This window comes from Bacillus sp. ISL-18 (genome assembly GCF_018613415.1).
Taxonomy (GTDB): Bacteria; Bacillota; Bacilli; order Bacillales; family Cytobacillaceae; genus Neobacillus.
On sequence record NZ_JAGGQG010000021.1, the window covers coordinates 24,663 to 44,649 of the forward strand.

The window sequence follows — 19,987 nt, forward strand, 5'->3', positions numbered from 1 at the left end:
CCTTTCCTTAGTTTTTAGGAATAATTTCGTTAATACAATTTAATGCGTTTAGTGTTCTCGGAAAGCCCATATAGGGAAGGCAGTGGGTGATGGCGGTGATTAAGGTTTCCTTGTCATTGCCAACATTTTTGTTCCCCTGCACATGTGCTTTTACTTGACCTTCTGCACCACCCAACGCACTAACGATACAGAGTGTCAACAACTCCCGTGTTTTCAAATCAAGCCCGCCACGGGTGTAGAAATCTCCAAAGCAAAAAGAAGAAAGATAATCCTGAATATGCTTTTGATTTGCTGGGGCACCTTCCCGCATCTTTGCAATGATATCTCCAAATATCTCTACTTGAGTTGCAAGACCTTTATCAAAACGATTGTCTTCTTCAACTTGTTTTTGGCTTTCAAGTGGTAATGTAATATTGTTGGATTTGAAAACCTCATTGACTTCATTTATGGCGTTTAGCGTTTTCGGAAATCCAATGTATGGAGCACATTGGTAAACCGCCTCCTTGATTTCAACCGGAGTCAGCCCAACATTCAGCGCAGCTTGAACATGAGCCTTTAATTGAGGTAATGTTTGATTGGTCGCAAGCACAACCAGAGTGATAAGCTCACGATGTTTGTCATCCAGATTACCTTGATAAAAAACTTCCCCAAAAATAAATCGGCTCAGGATGTCTTGAAAATCAGAGTCGGTAGCGTATGCGGCAGGTACTCCATTCCCAAATAGTTGTTTGTATTTTTCCTTGCTCTTTTCAACACGGTTCATATATAGATCTCCTTTTATGATTTACTTTTCTATTTTGCCTAAAGTATCAAGTTAAAGTTACGAGTATTCGAGAGAAAATTAAATCGTACTGAGGGAGCTTAGTGGAGGTTCCGAAAAGTATCGTTCTTGGAACTGATAAGATAGTAGCTCATCCAGTATTACTACCCCATCATTATCGGGTAGTTTAATTTAATATTCCTTTTTAATCTTGCCTACTCTACTATTCTCGTCCAAAAGAGCGACTGAAAGATTGCACAATTTGACGAGCATTTTTTAAACGGAGAGATTCATACTCTAAAAGTACCTCAGATGCTTCAGATCCCTTTATTCCTTTTTCAACACATTCGACTAAGGTAGCAGCATCTTGTAAGGAAGCCAAGGCTTTTGAGCTAGCAGCCAGACAATTGCAATTTGAGCAAGAGTTGCATTTTTCTGTTCTACAACTTTTTAAATAAATCAACTAGAGCTTGATTTTCTTGAAGATGCTTTAACTAGAGTAGTTGAATAAGAACTCAATAATTTTTAAAAGCAGCCCGATAGAAGCTGAAGGCACTGTATAAATTCCCTATTGAAAAAAAGGTATAATATCTCATATTTGCAAGGGATTATACCTTTTTGCTTTTAGTCTCCGTTTCAAAACAGGTGTAAAACAAATAATTTATTATCAATAATTAACTATGACCAACGATTGCGTGCGGTGCATATGGCTCTTCCAAGTAAGCAACTTCTTCCGTTGATAAAGAAAGAGAAAGAGCAGCTACTGCATCTTCGATATGGGAAATTTTCGTAGCACCGACAATAGGAGCTGTTACCGGTTCTTTCTGCAGCAGCCAAGCAAGTGCAACATGAGCGCGTGGAACACCATGTTTCTCTGCTAGTTCAGCAACACGATCTACGATTAATCGATCAGTATCTGCTTTTGCGTCATATTTCATTTTTTGAACTTGATCCGTTTCTGAACGATGCGTTGTTTCCGACCAATCACGTGTTAATCTCCCCGATGCGAGCGGACTATATGGAGTTACCCCAATTCCTTCCTCCTTACAAAGTGGCAGCATCTCCCTTTCCTCTTCACGGTATATGAGGTTTAAATGATTCTGCATCGAGACAAATCTTGTCCACCCATGTTTCTCTGCTACATGTAATGCCTTTTGGAACTGCCATGCGTACATGGCAGAAGCACCAATGTATCTTGCCTTCCCAGCCTTCACCACATCATGTAATGCTTCCATCGTTTCTTCAATAGGGGTATTGTAATCCCAGCGGTGGATGATATAAAGGTCTACATAATCCGTTCCGAGTCTCTTAAGGCTCTTATCAATTTCACTCATGATTGCCTTTCGGGAAAGCCCCGCACCATTTGGACCTTCATGCATCCGATGATAAACCTTCGTTGCTAGGACGATTTCATCCCGATTGGCAAAATCCTTTAAAGCACGTCCCACAATTTCTTCACTCGTTCCGTCTGCATACACATTTGCTGTATCAAAGAAATTGATCCCTAATTCTAGTGCCTTTTTAATAACCGGTCGGCTTTTCTCCTCTTCAATTACCCATTTATGGGGCCAGCGCTCTGCTACACCAAAGCCCATGGTACCCAGGCAAATCCGTGATACATCTAAACCAGTATTTCCAAGTTTTGTATATTGCATTTTTTATCCCTCTTTCTAATAGATATAATGAATCTTAATCCTCCTATGTTTTTTTCGTTTCGAATATCCATTTAATTTTTGTTTTATAATTTTATTTGTGTTGCTTCTTCTAATTTGGCTAGCAGTTGATTTTGCAAGTCAATATTTTCTACTCTTTCATCATAACGAGAAAGCTTCTTATGGTAGTAATAATTCCCTGAGCTCAAGGCATTTTTATCCTCACCACTAGCTAGCCAAACCTGTGAGGAATAGCCACCTTCAAGAGAATCATTTGCGCCTGCACCACCCATGCGAGTTGGCACCCAGCCAGGATCAACTGCATTGACAAGCACATCTGGCCATAAACGACTGACCGCTTTCATCAGTAATAACAAGGCTAATTTGGAACTTGAATAATCTGTTTCTTGTTCTAAATGATCAATGTTCAATCTAGAACCGCGATGCATTCCAGATGAGACATAAATAATCCGTTTGGGTTTCTCAATAAGGCTAGTTAAAAGATAAGGCGCTTCAATATTCACTGTGTAGGTTAAACGAGCATCTGGCGTGTATACTCCTGCATTATGAATAATGACATCAAATCGACCGAATTGATTGACTTGTTTAGCCACTGAGAGAATTTCTTCTTTCTTTCCTAGGTCTCCAATGACCACCTGAGTGGCACCTGGATTTTCTTTTAAAGCCTCTTTTGCACGAGCTTCATTGCGTGCATGTAAAACTACTTCATTTCCTTGAGCAATTAGCTCTTTTGCTGCCAATGCACCAAGACCTGTTGATGATCCTGAAATGAAAATTTTTGCCATTTTTATTCACCTCCAAACTTATTTTTCATCAAATTTTCCTGTTTCAACAAATCCAGCAAATTATCGATGAAGCCCCACCTCCCTTCAGGACTGCTGCTCATTCATGCCTTTAATCAAGTCGCCGTCGTACAGGCGGGTTCGTAAAGCGGCCCAGATGATGAGGCCAGCGAGGGTAATGGCCAGGGCAGCGACCATGATCGCGGTCCAACCGCCGAACGCCCAGAGAGGGCCTGCGATAACCGATCCAATCGCACCTCCGAGAAAGTTACTCACTACGAAAGCCGTGTTCAGACGGCTTCGTGCAGAACCAGGAAGAGCGAGGAGACGGGTCTGTCCCAACACAAGGTTGGTCTGAGTGGCGATGTCTAAGACAATGACAACGATTATCACCCCAATGATTGAACTTTTCACTACCCAAGCCGCAACCAGTGACAATGCGAGTAACGCTAAGGCGCCTCCTGCAGCAGGAACGGACCACCCACGGTCGTGCAAAACACCTGCACGCCTTGCAGCTAGTGCACCAGCCAAGCCAGCAAGTCCCAAGAGCCCTATCTGACCTGCCGAGTAGGAGAATGGCTCCGCTGTTAGCAGATAAGTTAGTGATGTCCAAAACAGCGAGAACACGGCGAAGTTCGCTGCGGAAATGACCAACGTCGGGGGCACTGCACGATGACGTGCCACGGTGGTGAACACTGATCCTAAAAGACGTGGGTAGGAAATATGTTCGCGTGGTTCGAGTCGCGGAATGATTTTGTACAGTATGACAGCAAGAATAATTGCGACACCTGCTGCAATTTCATATATCGCCCTCCACCCGAGAAGATCGGCTACTAAGCCGCTAATAGTGCGTGAAAGCAGAATACCGATTAGGGCACCCGAAGCGACAGTGCTAACTACTCGTCCACGTCGCTCAGGCTCAGCTAGTTCACTGGCCAATGGAGTCAAAAGCTGTGCAGAGACGGTGGTCAATCCTAAGCCGCCGAGCGCTGCCAGGAGGACTGAAAACGTCGGTGCTATAGCGGAGACGATAAGCATCACTGCTGATAGACTCAGAATCAGCGGAATTAGCCGACGTAAATTAAGAACATCGCCTAGTGGCACTAGGAGGAATATTCCGAGCGCGTATCCAAACTGGGTAACGGTCACCAGCATTGCAGCGGTCGATGATGAGACACCGAGAGACGAGGCGATAATTTGGAACAGTGGCTGAGACAAATATAAATTCCCGACGGCCAGTCCCGCGGCAATCGCGAAGATGACTGTTTTCGCCGGTGTCATCCGGCGGTCGGAGTTGGTGGATATTTTGGACATGCTGAAACCTCCTAATAATCTAACGATTGTGACAGGCTCGTTAAAATACTGTCGCAACTGTTTATTTAACTTTCTTAAAATATTTCTTTAAGGTGCTTTCCTTATAAATTGTTTTTACATTAAACGAATAATCATAGGAATTTTATAAATTAAGCCTTAAGCAAGTATAACTATATTACCTTCGAGTTACACGAAGTCAATAGTTTAAAATTACTTTTTTGTTCTGTATTTATGGGTTTACAATCTTGAGAACTTAAAGTATTATCACTTTATCACCTTCGTGTTACACGAGGTCAATAGTTTTAATCACTTTTTATTACCCTCCTTTGTAATTCTCTATTTAAATTCTTTTGAAAGATCCCTTAACCTACATGATTTATTATGGGATTAATTACAGAACAGAACTTTGAACATTTGTAACTATACAACATTCGAGTTACACGAAGTCAATAATTTTAAATTCTTTTTTTTGTTCAGCATATAGGATTTACAATCGTAAGAATTTAAAGTATTATCACCTTACTATCTTCGTGTTACACGAAATCAAATATTTAATATTATATAATTCATTGAAATATAGGGAGGGCTAACATGTACACTGTAAAAGAAGTTGCCAAATTACTTGATTTAACTCAACACACTGTTCGCTTTTACACTGATAAGGGATTAGTTCCAAGTTTACAACGTGATAAAAATAATAATCGAATTTTTAATGACGACTCTATACAATGGCTTTCAGGAGCAAAAAAATTAAAAAAATGTGGTATGTCAGTGGAGGACATCAAAAAATATGTAGACCTGTGTTTGGAAGGCGGTTCTACTATTCAGGAACGTTATGAAATAATATTAAAGCAAAAAGAATTGGTTCTAGCTCAATTAGAAGAAATTAAATCAATGGCAGAATATATTACTAATAAAGAACAACACTATCGTGACATTATAAATGAAGTAATCCCGGATGATACCAACCCTTCCAATTGGCAAAATGATAAAAATGTCAATTCATCCTGTCCCTTGGCAAAAGATAAAATGCCGATTGCTCATTAGTTATTGCTAATACTAATGATACTGCTAGTCGATGTTCCTTATCGGGACATCGACTTTTTAACTTTGTGAGGAAATACACTTAAACTAACCGTTAGCAATAGGTAAGCGTTTGAGGTTATCTCCGGCTTTTCCCCTGCTCCGCACGGAACGTGCCAGTTTCCAAGCATTCCGCGGTCCATCTAACGATGGTCTTGTTAATTATAAGTTTCAAGTTACTCTTGTTGACCTAGGTTATTTAATTCGTTCTAATTTACATTTTTCCCGATATTTATTAATTTTCTGTAGCATCGGTTCTGTGATCCCCGAGTTTTTCATGAGTATATTCATCTTAGCTGTATCTGTCATATGGATAAGTTTATGTACATCTTTATGTAGGATGCGTAGGTTATGAAACTTGTCACTTCCACCGGATTGTATAGGAATATAGTGATGACAGTGCACATCGTGTGCCTGGAGGAATAGTCCTGTGATTTCACAGTTTCCTTTCTTCATACTGTATCGACTAATTCGATTATCCATATATTCGACACTGCGTGTTGGGATGCTCGATTCCATCAATAGAGCTATTTCTTGCTTGATATTCTTATGCAAATTCTTATGAATATGCGTACGACCTTTCACCGTGAATGGTGTTAGACTTTGTGTGAAGCTAATAACGTTTTTTTGGAGGTGGATTCGTTGGATGTGCATATTTCCCGATAGGCTTAAGACGATTGTACATCATTGCACGTATTTCATAGGCAAGACGTGAGAACGCTAAGTTGACGTGTGTCGCTCTGTTAAAGTAATTATGTAGCCCTAAGACAAAACTATTAAAGAGTAAAGCATTTTGGGCTGTTGGTTAGGAACGTAGTATATCGATTCGTTTCTTCGCTTCAGCTTTTATTTTCTGTATTTTCTCAGTTCGAACGAAAGTGTGAGCTACTCGTTTTTTACCTTTACGGTTTGCGCGTATGGCGAATCCAAGAAAAACAGATTCATGTTTACGTAGATTAATAATCTTCGATTTTTCTGGTGAAATATCAAGTTTTAGACGTTCCTTTAGAAATAGCTTTACTGCGTGATACCATTTCTCTGCTGTTTTCCAATCTCTACACAGTATTTTGAAGTCATCTGCGTAACGTACTAAATAGCCTTCTTTTAAATGAGTACGCTTTTTTGCTAGAAGTTCACCTTCCCTAGTCTTGAATGATTTGTGAAGGGGAAATAGTTCCCATTGATTCGCTACCCATTGGTCCAATTCATTAAGCGCAATGTTCGAAAGCAGCGGTGAGAGTAAGCCGCCTTGCGGCGATCCTTTTGTCGGAATGCCCTCTCCATCTACCTCGGCTTTCAACATTTTAGATAAACAAGCAATAACTTGTCTGTCTCGAACGCCTAGATTCCATAGTTGTTTAACCAGCAACGTATGATTAATATTGTCAAAAAAACCGCGAATATCAATATCTACAACGAAATGAAGTTTCGAATGGTTAACGAGAAATTGAACTCTTGCCATAGCATGGTGGGTAGACCGTAGAGGTCTAAATCCGTAACTATGATTGTAAAAATGAGCCTCCGCAATTGGCTCTAGCACTTGTTTAAAACACTGTTGAATTATTCTATCGAGTATACATGGAATGCCTAGCGGTCGCATTTTACCATTATCTTTTTCTATTAGTTTCCGTCTTACTTTCTTAGGACGATAATTCTTGAGCGGCTTTTGTATTTCTTCAATTAATTCGTTCTCGGTCCGTTTCTCAATATCTAAGATGGTTTTCCCATCTGAACCTGGGGTCTTCGACCCTTTATTTGACTTGATTGTGCGATATGCTAATAAAATGTTATTCCTCGACGTGATGATGTCGTAAAGAAAATGGAATTTTTCTTTATTTTTGGCTCGTTGATGTAAGTCTGTAAAGGTGTCGGTCATGTCGTAATAATCCCAAAACCGTAGAGCTTGCACTGTGGCATCATTCCTTTTTGAAGCGATGTTCCCACGTTCTTACCCGACCGGTGCAATGCACGTTTGAAAAATAATCATTAACTATCGCTAGACTTGGGGCTGTTCCTCCACCTCTATTACCGAGGCTTCGTTAGTCGTACCCCTACCCTCATAAGGACAAATGCATTTCGCCATAATACTTATAGCAACCGTTTCGGGTGACAGCCCTTCAATCAACGTTCCTTACTTTCCAAGTACCTTATAACCTAGCTATCTATTCTAAACTTAGGTGCTTCCTGTAAGCCTGTGAGCTGGATACCGCCATTGTTCGGTATAACGTGTTTCAGAGAGGCAATTTTTACTCCACATCACTCACCTCATCGTAAGATGAGACAATATTTTCCTATTGTTCGTAACTTTAGACCCGTAATAACGATAGGTAACCTACTAAGTGTAAAACTCTTCCGAGTTCCATTCTCTTTTCAGCTTTCCCTCGTCCCACACCGTGCGTGAGACTTTCATCTCACACGGCGCTCCCTCGAAAATTATGTTTTCTTTATCATCCAATCATGATTTTTCCTCTGGACCTTATGATTTTTCTATTTTGTATTTAGAACAACGTTAGTTGTTCATATCTAACTTCATTGTTGAAAATATCTAAATTATTTTCTTTTTCATTGATACAATTGTTCCCCACTAACACTCTTAATTTATCCAGCTTTTCAATGGCTATTTTATTCAGATTTAGTCTTTCCAGGAGAGCCCTTATTGTTGCTGTTTTTGTTGCGTGTATCAGCTTGTGAACGTCTGATTTGATTAACGTTAGGTTTTGGTAGCTGTCATCACGTGTTATATGCCACGGTATTTTATGATGACAACGCATGTCTAATAAATCTAACTGCTCGCCAGTTACCGAACATTTTCCGTTCTGAGCCACATAAAGCGACAAACGATTGTCGTTGTATTCTACCGTCGCTCTACCTATTAGTATAGGGTGTTCTCGTAACCATTTAAGTTCTGTTTCGGATACGTTTGTTAGGTTCTTATGAATTAACTTTCGTCCTTCTTCAGTGTACTTGTTGATGGTATTACGTTTCATCATTGGATTTTTATTTCTAACATCGGCGAGATGAAGTATTGGACTTTTCATGAGGTATCGAATGTATCTGTTCTTTCGTTTAGTATACTTCACTATCCCTTTGTCTTTGCCCCTATATTCCCCATATCTAGTAAAACCATTAGTATACTTGTCGTTCGGCTTGCTTTTTGGAAATCGGTTGTACATTTGTTTCTGTAGATCGTAACCTACTCTTTTCAAGTCTAGGTTCAAATGCGTAGCGATTTCATAATAATTATGTATCCCAATTATCATGCTGTTGTACTTTGCGATTTCCTTAATGCAGTTTGAGCTGTTGGGGGTTTTTTGTATCTTTTTAATTTGCTCAGCTAGTTTCGCTTTCGCTGTCTTTATTGCTTTTGGGGACATGTGTGTTTCCGCCATGTACTTTGTTGCACCTATTTTTGTTTTGCCTTTTTTAGTTGCTTTAAGCGTGAACCCTAAGAATTCACTTTTTTGCTTCTTTAAGTTTGTTACCTTTGATTTCTCTTTTGAGATTGGCAACTTTAGGCGCTCTTCTAGCCACATTTGCACAGCTTTAAATATTTTCTCTGCGTTGCTTCGTGTGGCTGTGAAGATTTTGAAATCATCTACGTAACGTACAATGTACATTGGCTTCAACTTTGTTTTCTTCAAGGCTCTGTTGTCTCTACCTGTTCTACCTTCTTTGTTTTTATATTTAAAGCTATGTCGGGTTTTCGCTGTTTCCCATTGGTCACTTATCCACCAGTCAAACTCATTTAGGTTGACGTTAGCTAATAAGGGACTGAGTATCCCCCCTTGAGGGGTTCCTTTTGTTGGGTTGACGATTGTCCCATCTTCCAATTGTATTGGTGCCTTTAATATCTTTCGTAGTATAATAAGTAGCTGTTTGTCTTGTATCCCGAGCGTCCATAATTGACGCATCAGTTTTACATGATTTACTTCATCGAAGAAACCTTTAATGTCCACATCAACCACATACATTAGGTTTGTTTGGTTTATCTTGAAGTTTGCATCTGCGATAGCGTGTTCTGCACTTCTGTTTGGTCTAGAACCGTAGCTTCTAGTGTTAAATTTAGCTTCACAGATTGGTTCCAAGACTTGCAATATACATTGTTGGATGAGTCTATCCCAAAGCGATGGTATTCCGAGCGGTCTCGTTTTCCCATTTGGTTTTGGAATTTCCCTCCTGCGAACTTTGCTTGGTTGGTAGTTGTTAAAGCGATTTTCTATTTTCTTTAGAAGTTGGTCTTGGGACATCCGTTCAATCGTCTCAATAGTTATTCTATCCACCGAAGGTGTGTAACTTCCTTTGTTTCGCTTAATATTTCTGTAAGCAAGAAGGATGTTATCCTTTGACGTGATAATTCTCATGAGATGTTTAAACTTTTTCCCTTCATTAGACTTTATGTACAATTCATCAAACACTGCTTGCATACCATAGTACTCTGCATACCTGTTTTTATTGTCCTTAAGTATCCTGTCCTCAGATTTTTCATTCATGGTCTATCACCTTCCTTCACGAGAATTTAGGTGACCTTTTGAGTCTCACCAGAATCCATGCAAGGATTGAATGATGGATATTCCTTCCATAATTTTCGACTTGTGGCTGTTCCTCCTTCTCTCATTACAAGAGCCATCATGGGTTGTGCCACTACTTTCATCGGTCATTAAAAACAGTTCCCTCGTTTACACGTTTCCTGTTTAACTTGAAGTGCCCCTCGCTCTAACGAGCAACGTTGACAGCTTCCGACGTTCCTTTCCGATTATCATTGTTTCAACTTAGGTGTCTCCTTTTCCCCGTGTCTAGCTCCGCAGCCTGTAACTGCGTTAGGATTTACTCTCCGAATGAAAATTTCAATCCTTTAGACAAGCGATATTTTCACGCCCGATTCATTTCTAAATCGTACTTCTGTCGAGGTTTACCTTCAGAGATTCGTCAGCCGTTGGTACGACATTCTCACCATATTTAAACGACAGAGAGTATTCACTACAATTCCATTGGGTTTATTACTCCCTTTGGCTTTCGGTTACCTTATCGGCACTTCGGTAGTTTCTACCTTCATTACCCAGCTATGGTTGCCCTAGCCGACTGCAATCGACTGGAGGTTAGGGTATCTTACTGGAGAAGTTTCAAGGCGTTACCCTATCTTTTCATTCTCTCATCGAAAAAGTTGTTCTCTTTGTAACTTTTATTTGAGCTACTCAGAGCGGTTCTCTCCCTATAAAGTTATTAGCCTTATTTTTGAGAACAACGTCTCGCACCATTCAGAAGTTCGTCAGCTTAACCTTTTATTTTAGGTTTATTCACATTCTCACCATATTCATTCAACTCAAGCATCATGATTTACACCACCCCCGCGGGTAGGCTTTCGTCAGCCAAACTGATACGGTAAATTCTTACGCCTTTTTGCCGAGCTTATAACACTATTATTCTTACTAAATCTAGTGCTATTCGACTCAGAGAGAACCCTTCAAGACGTTACTCTATCATTTGATTCTTCGATATAACCCTTCAGTTCCGTAAGGAACTGTCTAACCTTTACCTGAATAATGTGACCATTCTCAATTTAAGTTAGAAACATTTCGCACAACAATCGCACCCGTTAGTTGAATATAGACTTAAATGATTAGTTCCTATTTCTTTTCCATATATAATTAGTAATTTTTACAGTGGGGGAGTTTGCGTGTTACAATTAAATTTGGTCAGGGGATTGAAGCTCTTGGCTAATTTTTTACCGAGGATGATTATTTGTAATGAACCTAATTCCTATCTTTCTCCGTGAACTTGAACGATTAAAAAATGATTATTCAAAATGCGATATTCCACAAGTCAAAGAATTGATTCAAAATGATATAAAATTATTAATTGAAGCGTGTGGCGTCTTGGGAGAAGAAGAGAATTAGATGTTTAAAAAACCTTATAGAACATTTCTTGAAATAAGCCAAAAGATACTCGGTTTATTTTTTTTTGTCACCCTTTGCATTAAATGGTCATCTTTTAATTTTTTTCTTTTTTCAAATAAACTGCCAGTTAGTAGCATAAGAAAAAGCTGCCTAATCGACAGCTCTGTTTTATCACAAAAGAACCACTAACATAACAAAATATTGGAAATTAGGTTATAGCATAATGGTATATCCATTCTGATGAAACTGCCTATATAAATCCAGGCATACCTCCCATGCCCATTCCAGGGAAACCACCCATACCCATTCCAAACATTCTTTCCATTTTTATCTCCTCCTCAAATTGTTTCAAAAATAATGTATGTGTCCATGTTGAAAGAGGAATAGATATTTGCCTATATTATTAAGTGCATTCATTCTTGGTCGTAATTTTATTTACGATATAGTTATAACTCATCATTATGACAGCTTGATCTGCAACTCTTGCACCCAGTTAGTTAAAGTGTATTGTTTCACAAACTTATTTTTTCCTGCGTTCCATTGATTTTGAGTAACCAAAACAATCTCTAAATAACTTTCTACCAATATATTGTTGGAAATTATTGTATTTATATCTGTAATATTCGTTCCAATAGCTAATCATTCTATTATAGCTTTTGCAAAACGCCTCAATATTTTCAATACAAAATTTCTTAATCCGTTCTGTATCCTGTTCTTTTAAAATATCATAAGTCATTTCTAATATTTCTACGACATATTCATCACAGATTTTTACGATATAAGGAATAGCCCAATCTTCATAATCCATCTGAAGCAACGAATACATATGCCTTTGGCGAACAAGTCCATCACAACTTCTTGAATATATGCAATGCAAAATCATTTTTTGTCGTTCACTTAAATTGTCTATAACTTCATCTGAACTATCAATGTAGTAGATACGATAGGGAAACCTAATTACGTTATTATCTTGAAAATATTGAATAATATCCTGAGACACACCAATAGTGACATTATTATAAGTTTTATTTGGTATCAATCCAACCGCTTTAGTAACATCATCTCTCAAATAGTTTGGAAACCCCTCTTGAAACATACAATCACAACCTTGCTTCCCATAATTTAAAAAATGTGTAGTTCAACTAAATGCCCAGTTACTCGAATAAGAAAAAAGCATTACCGTTGTTCTAGTAATGCACAGTTAGTTTAACAACACCCCCGAGATTTCTGATTCCGAAAAAAATTTTTTTGATCGATTTGGGTATTTGACCCGACTGATTTTGTGGAAAAGGGGGTATCTTTCCTATCCAGCTCGTCAAGGATTCGAAATTTGAACCTCGAATGTGCGGTACACCAGGCATAGTGCTATATGGCCTCATGGCTTTGTTCGTGATAGGGTGGCTCCCCCTTGTCCAAAAAGAAAGACCGCTGTGTACGCTAGAAACGATCTTACGTGCTTATTCTAATGTTAGCTGCTGCTTTCATCATGGTGGTGATGATGGTGTTCGTCATGAACTTGCACGAAGTCTTCATGTCGGAAGAACATAGTCGGTTCTGAGACATCAAGTGAACTACCATCTGATGAGAATCCGCCTGTGACGCTGACTTCAATGAGATCGCCTGATTCTTCAACATCTCCACTTACTGTAACGATTAAAGCACGTGGATCGCCTGATGCTGTTGCAGTGGTGTCTGTGATCGGAATTGGAGTGAATACAGGAACAGCAACCCCCCCAGCCGTGTTTGGAGGCAAGGTCATAGGGTTCGGAGGTACCAGCACGATTATTGGTTCCGGAGGAACAAGCGGCCCCGGAGGAAAAATAACTTGGTCGATTCGTACCGTGGCGGTTAGAGTCCGATTTGTCTGGTTACTGAGTGTTACGATTACAATATTGCAGGGACTTGGTGGATGATGGGTAAAGATAGGAATAAGAAAAGGTCCCGTACGTAAAGTCGCTATAAAAAACACATCCTTTCGAAATTTATAATTTTTCAATCAATATAGTAAATGCAAAAAGTAAGGGATTTGAAAGGGACAAGTTATGGAGTTAATAAACACATTTTCTGGGGCTACTATGCGTTTTGAACCTTCAGGATTCCAAGTTTTTACGATCGTGTGTGCGTTACACCAGGCATAAGGCTATATTAAGGGTGGGTCTGTCTTGTGATAGGGTGGCTTCCCGTACTCCTTCTGATACCCTAAATAGTTTCATAACTTAAAAGTTTTGACACCGGAATGAAAAGGCAGTATTATCAAGGTATCAAACAGTGTCATTACTTAGGTTCATAAATAGAGGGGGAAAAACAATGAAATATGGCTATGCCAGGGTGAGCACGATCCAGCAAGACTTAGAATCACAGCTACGAACGTTAAAGAACGAAGGTTGTGACGTAATCTACTTTGAGAAGTTTACAGGTACGAAGGCAGAGCGGCCAAAGTTTAAAGAGGTTCTTTCAAAACTAGTAGAAGGCGACACACTGGTAGTCACGAAATTAGACCGCTTTGCTCGTTCAACTGTCGATGCAATTAATACTATAAAAGCGTTATTCGAAAGAGGCGTAAAGGTGCACGTTTTGAATATGGGATTGGTCGAGGACACGCCTACTGGAAGGTTAATACTAACGATTATGAGCGGTTTCGCAGAGTTTGAGAGAGATATGATCGTAGAGCGGACACAAGAAGGTAAGGCAATCGCCAGGCAACGTGAAGACTTTCGAGAAGGTCGACCTAATAAATTCACAAAGAAGCAAATTCATCATGCTTTACAGTTGTTAGCGACACACTCTTACACGCAAGTTGAGGATTTAACCGGAATATCGAAAAGTACGTTGATCCGATCCAAAAAGAAGTTACAAGCAACAGAATGATGTAGAAATGTTTCTCCTGTAAATGCCTTTACCATATCTGGCAAAGGTTTTATCCTATTTATATGAATTCGCTTATTTGACGTTTGGTAGTGCCTTCCGAACAGTTGATGTTTCCTAGAGTGTTGGATCACCATTCCGAGTCCCCAAGGTATCGAAGGTGTTCGTATATGTATTTGGTCATCTTAGGCTACATAAAAACAAGTTTATTCGAAAAGAATATACCTATATATATTTTTTTGAAGGAGTTCGGAATATGACTGAAAACCGTATTAGCCTAACATCGTCAGAAATCGCTAGTACTTGGACTGGCTATATGAACGATAGTATGGCTAAGTGCATTCTTGGATATTTTCTAGTACATGTTGAAGACTCAGATATAAGGCCTATTATACAATTTGCATATGATCTTACAGTTTCTCATATAGAAAAACTAACTCATCTTTTCGAAGAAGAAGATTTGCCATTACCAACAGGATTTACTAACGAAGATGTCAATTTAAATGCTCCTCGCCTATATACTGATTCATTTATGCTGACTTACATAAACCACATGGCAAAGGCTGGGTTACTTGCTTATAGTGGACTCGTTTCCATGAGTGCAAGAAAAGATGTAAGGGGTTATTTTATGGAAGGACTAAAAGAAACGTCCGATTTATTCGACAGAAGTTCTGATGTCGCACTTTCTAAAGGATTGTTTGTAAGAGCACCGTATATTGTATACCCAACAAAGACTGATTACGTAGATAGCAAAAGTTATTTAAGTGGTTTTTCTCTTTTCAGTAAGCAACGCCCTTTAAATTCACTTGAAATATCTCATCTTTATATGAACATTCAAACCAATCTAATAGGTAGTCATCTTTCTATTAGTTTTGCTCAAACATCACCGAGAAAAAATATACAAAAGTGGATGCTAAGAGGTAACGATATTTCAAAAAAGCATGTGCAGATTTTTTCTGCAACTCTACTCGACAATGATATACAACCACCAGCTTCATCAGATGTTGCTATAACAAATTCAACTACACCGCCATTCTCAGACAAATTAACCATGTCTCATATGGTATTGTTAAGTGCGACTGGTTCAGGAAATTACGCAACTGCAGCGGCGGCAAGTCAAAGAACAGACCTTTTTCTAAATTATGAACGCTTATCGCTAGAAGTCGCTCAGTATGCAAAGGACGGAGTTAACATCATGATTGATAACAAATGGCTAGAACAACCACCTGGAACTACCGATAAACAAAAACTATCCCAAACAAAAGACACCGAATAATTAAAGTTTATGACTGTTACTTCAATAAGGGTGTCGCCTTTTCTTATTTAGGGATACGACAATTTAGTCTAGTTACTGTCACTGGATTTCTGGTCGGTATTGATAACATCGTATCCTTCAGCGTATTAAAGCACGGTAGATATCTCGAAACCCAGTTTTAACAACGCTTTATCGTAATAAAGTAAGTTAAGTCGCCTCCTCGAAGTTTTACCATAAGTGACGTTTTCAATGTCATATTGTCAAGTGTTTTTACTTTACACCATATCCTAAAACACCTTTCAAACGCTTGGTACATCTAGGTTGTGTATTCGCTAATCCATAGACCCCGAGGTTTCCAGGAACGCCATTTTCGGTCAAGCTGCATCAAGTGTATTTCTATAAATCGATGGAAGCCGTCGATGAGTCGGATCAGAAGCTAATCAAAAATCCTGTACATTGTAGATGGACATTCACAACGCAATGGTTAACTTCTGTACAAACAACGTAATTATACTTGCTGGCTTAACATTTAATCGTAAGACGTCTTAAACTTCGCTGACGCTCAGTTGAATCCTGCTTAGGCAGTCTTCTATTAAAACTACACCGTTAGTATTTTATAGATGTTACTGAAGCTAATATGCTTTAGTTACATCACCGAGCCGTCAGGCGAAGGTTATAACGTCATATACTTTCTCTTAAGACCTATACGCCTCTAACCCTTGATACAACTGGGTTTTCAGACGATTTTAGCACGGCCCTCTTGCTAGACTACTAGAGAATAAACGTCACTAGAATGACTGGCGTTACTGCACTGTAGTTCGTTATTCAACCATTTCTTTAGCAGATCACGCATTCTACGGCTTGGGATATAGATATGGACGGGCTTCCCTTCTCGAACGGCAGAGCGGAATATCCACTGCAATAGATCGGATAACGCCAATAAGTCTTCATCAACTTTAACGTTCTGTTGGTCGAAAAAGTGTTTCTCGATAGGGTTCATATAGCGGTTCAAGCAGAATGCTAATACGTCCTTATGCCTATATTTGTTGGTGGCACGTAAATTAAACGCTGTGAAACATGCCTTACCTCTTTCAAATGTTGAACTATTTTCTGACTCTACCTTTCTATAACCGTTCCCTTCTATTTTTTTCTTATTATCCATGAATGTTGTCCATAGAATTCTTTCAGCCTTTACATCATGGAGATTTTCGTAAATAATTGTACAAATTATTCTTTAACTGCTTCAAGTTTGCGGTATTATGAGAGTTAAGAAACCACTGTTTAGACAATGAAAACTTGTTTTAGCCAATATCGTTCAACTTACCTTCGTATATATTAATCAGCTGTTTTAGTCTTGAATGGTCTTCTGTGATTTCTAATTTGGGAATAAGTTCATATCTCTCCACTTTTTTAATAACAGAGAAATATTCGTATTTTATGTTGTGCAAATCATAATAATATCGCTGCAACTGTCCAACGAACATATAAGTCATAATATAAACTTGATTGAATAATTCAAATATCTTTGCTGGAAAGCTCCAGACAAATACAACGTCATTTACTAGATATAAATTACCAGCAATAGCATAATCCCGAACGGTGCTAAATGTAGTATCGAACCTCGGATGTTCCTTCCAATCAACTTTACCTCCTTCAGTTATTTCAATTGCTCCTCCATTTAGCATCATTTTAATATCGCCTTTACGCACCTGTAACTGAGAAATCACCTCCATTACTTCGTCCATTACTAACGTATAATTTGACCAGCTCAGTAAATCAATTAACTCGTCATCTGCCTTTGCAAACAAGGCGTGCGTAGTTACTATGTCATCACCATTCCCTATTAGCCTTTTTAACAACTCTAGTTTAGTTCCAGATCCGTGCATTGCGTCAGGCTCTTTGAAGTCCCTATTATAGACTTCTTGTTTAATACGTTGGACTTCGTCAAGGAAAGGTGTTACGTAAATGAACTTTTGATCAATTTCCGCCTCCTTCAACATCTGAATGGCATAACTAGTTTTTCCCGTTCCCATCATACTATCGATCACCTTAACAATTTTATTCACGTATATCTTCCTCCATATTTTAATCGATTAGTAAATATAAAAAAGGAGACTGCCGCATTGACAATCTCACCATTGAATGATTATGCAACCATTCCGTAACGCTTTAAAAGCTTACTTAAGAAGTCTACACCAGCAGCTGTCACCCTTGTTTGACGGACGTTAAAGTGGTAACCTCTGTCATCCTTTTTTAAGATTACCTTAAAGTAACCCTTATCCAGATATTTCTGTGCTGGAGCATTGCACGGCCATTTTAGAAGAACACCTACATCTCGTAAGAATTCACATAATCTAATTCCACTGAAACCAAAACATTTGCCGACCTCAGTGATGGTCATTGTATTCACTCCACTTAGGAACAAATCATAAGCCTCTACTTTTGGCGCCTGTAAGGTAAGCGTTTGTTCTGCATTCAATCGTTTATTTCGTTCTTCCGCCAAGTTTGTCAATAAACCTATCACGTAATTTGGATCATCTAACGTTTTAGCTAATACATCATCCGTCATGTATGCACCATGCTTACGGATTGTTGGAATAACTTCGTGGGTAATCCATCGCTTGAAGGCTTTAGCTTCAGGCTTACGACTACCAAGTATTAGGTTATACAAACCATATTCATTTACAAAGTTAGCCTCTCCTTCTAAGCCCCCTAAGTTGAATGGGAGACAGTCAAACCTACAATAACGAAGTAATATCTGCTTCACTACCTATAAGAAATATATATGGTAAGTTTCCAGAAATGAACGAGGTTAATACGATTTTACGAAATATTTATGGTGAAGAATTTATGAATTTTAATGAGCAGCTTATTAATAATTTGCAAAATGATGTTACGGAGGAAAACGGAACCCTAATTTATTTGGATGGTTCAAATAAGTTAGTTTCAACTTGAAATTTATTGTATTGATTCTTATATGAATTAAATTGCAAAACGTTGTCCCATTAAGTGGAACCAACGTTTTTTGTTTTATTAGATAAGCTCTGTTAATAATTAATTTTCACAGGGGGCATGAGTTCCTAAGTTCAAAGAGTATCTGCTATAATCTAAGCAGCTCCCCTCTATAATTTTTCGTCTTTAATTAGGGTCTTTACTTAAAAGTTCTATTAGCTCCCTTTTTGTTTACTATTTGTTTTACTTTTTTTCGTTTTCTCCCCGTCAACCGAACCCGTTACCTTGACTGACCCTGAGAGTGGTTATTACGTAAAAGACGAGCGTACGAAACAGTTCGCATACTCATTCCATGCCGCCGCTGATCGAAATGGTTTTGTATTAGGGGCAATTGTAACGCCTGGGAATGTCCATGACAGTGTCATTTTCGGACCACTTTTGGAAAAGGTAATCGAGAAACAAGGAAAACCTTCTGCTGTTGCTGCTGATGCTGGATATAAAACACCTGCTATTCCCAATACATATTTGAAAATGATATGACGCCTGCTTTACCTTATACTCGCCCTCGTACGAAAGAGGGGTACATGAAAAAATATGAATATGTTTATGATGAATACTACGATTGTTATATCTGTCCGCAAGGACAAGTATTGAAGTATGCAACTACGACGAAGGAAGGCTACCGTCAATACTTCTCTAATCCGATTAATGTGAAAAATGTCCCTTACTTTCAAAATGCACGCAGAGTATGGAACATAAAAAACTCATTCAGCGTCATGTCTGGGAACACCATATAGAAGAAGCCGAATATCTTCGTTCTACACAAGAGAATAAAAGCATTTACGCAAGACGCAAAGAAACCATTGAACGTGTTTTTGCAGATGCCAAGGAAAAGCATGGTATGCGTTGGACAACCTTAAGAGGCCTAAAAAAATTGTCCATGCAAGCGATGCTTACTTTTGCTGCCATGAATTTAAAAAAGATGGCCAATTGGACATGGAAAAGTCCAGAAATGGCGTAATAATAGACATAGGATAGGCATAACTTTTGCTCTTACGAGCAAAAAAACAACAAAAAGACACCCAGATTGGCACATCCGGATGCCTTTTGTCTACAATCTGAGACCGTCATTAATGACGGTTTCACATACCTAGAAATTACCCAAATCAGAACTATATACTTCTTCTTTGCAATTTACACAATATCCTCTTCCATTAAGAAAAGGAACTGGACAACCACATTCACAATATTTTAATTCCTTTTTTGTTTGTTCTAAAGGGACAAATCTATACCCGCAATGGTACTACGTCAAGAAAACGGACAAAATAAATTGAAACTTTTTTTATTAAAAACCCTACCGCGCTTCGCTTGCTGACCTGTTGGAGTAGTGAGCCTTTTTCAAAGGCTCA

The 19,987-nt window shown here is 38.8% G+C and carries 14 protein-coding genes and 2 pseudogenes; 6 read left to right on the top strand and 10 right to left on the bottom strand.

Annotated features, from left to right (window positions below; genetic code table 11):
* Positions 1 to 7: 7 nt before the first annotated feature.
* The 4 genes from J7E81_RS24670 to J7E81_RS24685 form a co-directional block, all read right to left on the bottom strand.
* Complete coding sequence (locus J7E81_RS24670; protein ID WP_215046475.1) at positions 8 to 763, bottom strand: carboxymuconolactone decarboxylase family protein; 756 nt, start codon at positions 761 to 763, stop codon at positions 8 to 10.
* A 671-nt stretch (positions 764 to 1,434) separates the two neighbouring features.
* A complete protein-coding gene (locus tag J7E81_RS24675; RefSeq protein ID WP_215046477.1) occupies positions 1,435 to 2,415 on the bottom strand; it encodes an aldo/keto reductase in 981 nt (326 codons plus the stop codon).
* A gap of 83 nt (positions 2,416 to 2,498) precedes the next feature.
* Entirely contained in the window at positions 2,499 to 3,218 is a 720-nt protein-coding gene (locus J7E81_RS24680; protein WP_214809356.1) for an SDR family NAD(P)-dependent oxidoreductase, read from the bottom strand.
* Positions 3,219 to 3,302: 84 nt separating this feature from the next.
* Complete coding sequence (locus tag J7E81_RS24685; protein ID WP_215046479.1) at positions 3,303 to 4,529, bottom strand: MFS transporter; 1,227 nt, start codon at positions 4,527 to 4,529, stop codon at positions 3,303 to 3,305.
* A gap of 591 nt (positions 4,530 to 5,120) precedes the next feature.
* Between J7E81_RS24685 and J7E81_RS24690 the strand changes: the two genes are divergently transcribed.
* Complete coding sequence (locus tag J7E81_RS24690; RefSeq protein WP_214718041.1) at positions 5,121 to 5,576, top strand: MerR family transcriptional regulator; 456 nt, start codon at positions 5,121 to 5,123, stop codon at positions 5,574 to 5,576.
* Between the two features lie 231 nt (positions 5,577 to 5,807).
* Here the strand turns inward: J7E81_RS24690 and ltrA (J7E81_RS24695) are convergent.
* Positions 5,808 to 7,521: pseudogene (gene ltrA, locus J7E81_RS24695) on the bottom strand (group II intron reverse transcriptase/maturase).
* A 589-nt stretch (positions 7,522 to 8,110) separates the two neighbouring features.
* Entirely contained in the window at positions 8,111 to 10,102 is a 1,992-nt protein-coding gene (gene ltrA, locus J7E81_RS24700) for a group II intron reverse transcriptase/maturase (protein WP_215046481.1), read from the bottom strand.
* A gap of 1,254 nt (positions 10,103 to 11,356) precedes the next feature.
* On the opposite strand from ltrA (J7E81_RS24700), the gene J7E81_RS24705 reads away from it, so the two are divergent.
* Complete coding sequence (locus tag J7E81_RS24705) at positions 11,357 to 11,506, top strand: hypothetical protein (protein WP_215046482.1); 150 nt, start codon at positions 11,357 to 11,359, stop codon at positions 11,504 to 11,506.
* A 520-nt stretch (positions 11,507 to 12,026) separates the two neighbouring features.
* Here J7E81_RS24705 and J7E81_RS24710 read toward each other — a convergent pair.
* Complete coding sequence (locus J7E81_RS24710; RefSeq protein WP_215046484.1) at positions 12,027 to 12,602, bottom strand: hypothetical protein; 576 nt, start codon at positions 12,600 to 12,602, stop codon at positions 12,027 to 12,029.
* 372 nt (positions 12,603 to 12,974) lie between these two features.
* Positions 12,975 to 13,286, bottom strand: coding sequence for a hypothetical protein (locus J7E81_RS24715; RefSeq protein WP_215046485.1), 312 nt, complete (start codon positions 13,284 to 13,286; stop codon positions 12,975 to 12,977).
* A gap of 527 nt (positions 13,287 to 13,813) precedes the next feature.
* Between J7E81_RS24715 and J7E81_RS24720 the strand changes: the two genes are divergently transcribed.
* Complete coding sequence (locus J7E81_RS24720; protein WP_215046487.1) at positions 13,814 to 14,374, top strand: recombinase family protein; 561 nt, start codon at positions 13,814 to 13,816, stop codon at positions 14,372 to 14,374.
* A 253-nt stretch (positions 14,375 to 14,627) separates the two neighbouring features.
* Positions 14,628 to 15,647, top strand: a complete 1,020-nt coding sequence (locus J7E81_RS24725; RefSeq protein ID WP_215046489.1) for a DUF3231 family protein — start codon at positions 14,628 to 14,630, stop codon at positions 15,645 to 15,647.
* Between the two features lie 1,280 nt (positions 15,648 to 16,927).
* Here the strand turns inward: J7E81_RS24725 and J7E81_RS24730 are convergent.
* On the bottom strand, positions 16,928 to 17,662 hold the full coding sequence (locus J7E81_RS24730; RefSeq protein WP_215046491.1) for a DEAD/DEAH box helicase family protein: 735 nt from the start codon (positions 17,660 to 17,662) through the stop codon (positions 16,928 to 16,930).
* Between the two features lie 110 nt (positions 17,663 to 17,772).
* Entirely contained in the window at positions 17,773 to 18,393 is a 621-nt protein-coding gene (locus tag J7E81_RS24735) for a phage antirepressor KilAC domain-containing protein (RefSeq protein ID WP_308162275.1), read from the bottom strand.
* 35 nt (positions 18,394 to 18,428) lie between these two features.
* Between J7E81_RS24735 and J7E81_RS24740 the strand changes: the two genes are divergently transcribed.
* Both J7E81_RS24740 and J7E81_RS24745 read left to right on the top strand, forming a co-directional pair.
* Positions 18,429 to 18,581, top strand: coding sequence for a hypothetical protein (locus tag J7E81_RS24740; protein WP_215046495.1), 153 nt, complete (start codon positions 18,429 to 18,431; stop codon positions 18,579 to 18,581).
* 285 nt (positions 18,582 to 18,866) lie between these two features.
* Positions 18,867 to 19,599: pseudogene (locus J7E81_RS24745) on the top strand (transposase); the annotation flags it as partial.
* Between the last annotated feature and the right edge of the window lie 388 nt (positions 19,600 to 19,987).

Coding starts and splice junctions, on each gene's coding strand:
- J7E81_RS24685 (WP_215046479.1), bottom strand. CDS start 4,529: ATGTCCAAAATATCCACCAACTCCGACCGCCGGATGACACCGGCGAAA.
- J7E81_RS24725 (WP_215046489.1), top strand. CDS start 14,628: ATGACTGAAAACCGTATTAGCCTAACATCGTCAGAAATCGCTAGTACT.
- J7E81_RS24705 (WP_215046482.1), top strand. CDS start 11,357: ATGAACCTAATTCCTATCTTTCTCCGTGAACTTGAACGATTAAAAAAT.
- ltrA (WP_215046481.1), bottom strand. CDS start 10,102: ATGAATGAAAAATCTGAGGACAGGATACTTAAGGACAATAAAAACAGG.
- J7E81_RS24680 (WP_214809356.1), bottom strand. CDS start 3,218: ATGGCAAAAATTTTCATTTCAGGATCATCAACAGGTCTTGGTGCATTG.
- J7E81_RS24710 (WP_215046484.1), bottom strand. CDS start 12,602: ATGTTTCAAGAGGGGTTTCCAAACTATTTGAGAGATGATGTTACTAAA.
- J7E81_RS24730 (WP_215046491.1), bottom strand. CDS start 17,662: ATGATGGGAACGGGAAAAACTAGTTATGCCATTCAGATGTTGAAGGAG.
- J7E81_RS24720 (WP_215046487.1), top strand. CDS start 13,814: ATGAAATATGGCTATGCCAGGGTGAGCACGATCCAGCAAGACTTAGAA.
- J7E81_RS24670 (WP_215046475.1), bottom strand. CDS start 763: ATGAACCGTGTTGAAAAGAGCAAGGAAAAATACAAACAACTATTTGGG.
- J7E81_RS24675 (WP_215046477.1), bottom strand. CDS start 2,415: ATGCAATATACAAAACTTGGAAATACTGGTTTAGATGTATCACGGATT.
- J7E81_RS24690 (WP_214718041.1), top strand. CDS start 5,121: ATGTACACTGTAAAAGAAGTTGCCAAATTACTTGATTTAACTCAACAC.
- J7E81_RS24740 (WP_215046495.1), top strand. CDS start 18,429: ATGAACGAGGTTAATACGATTTTACGAAATATTTATGGTGAAGAATTT.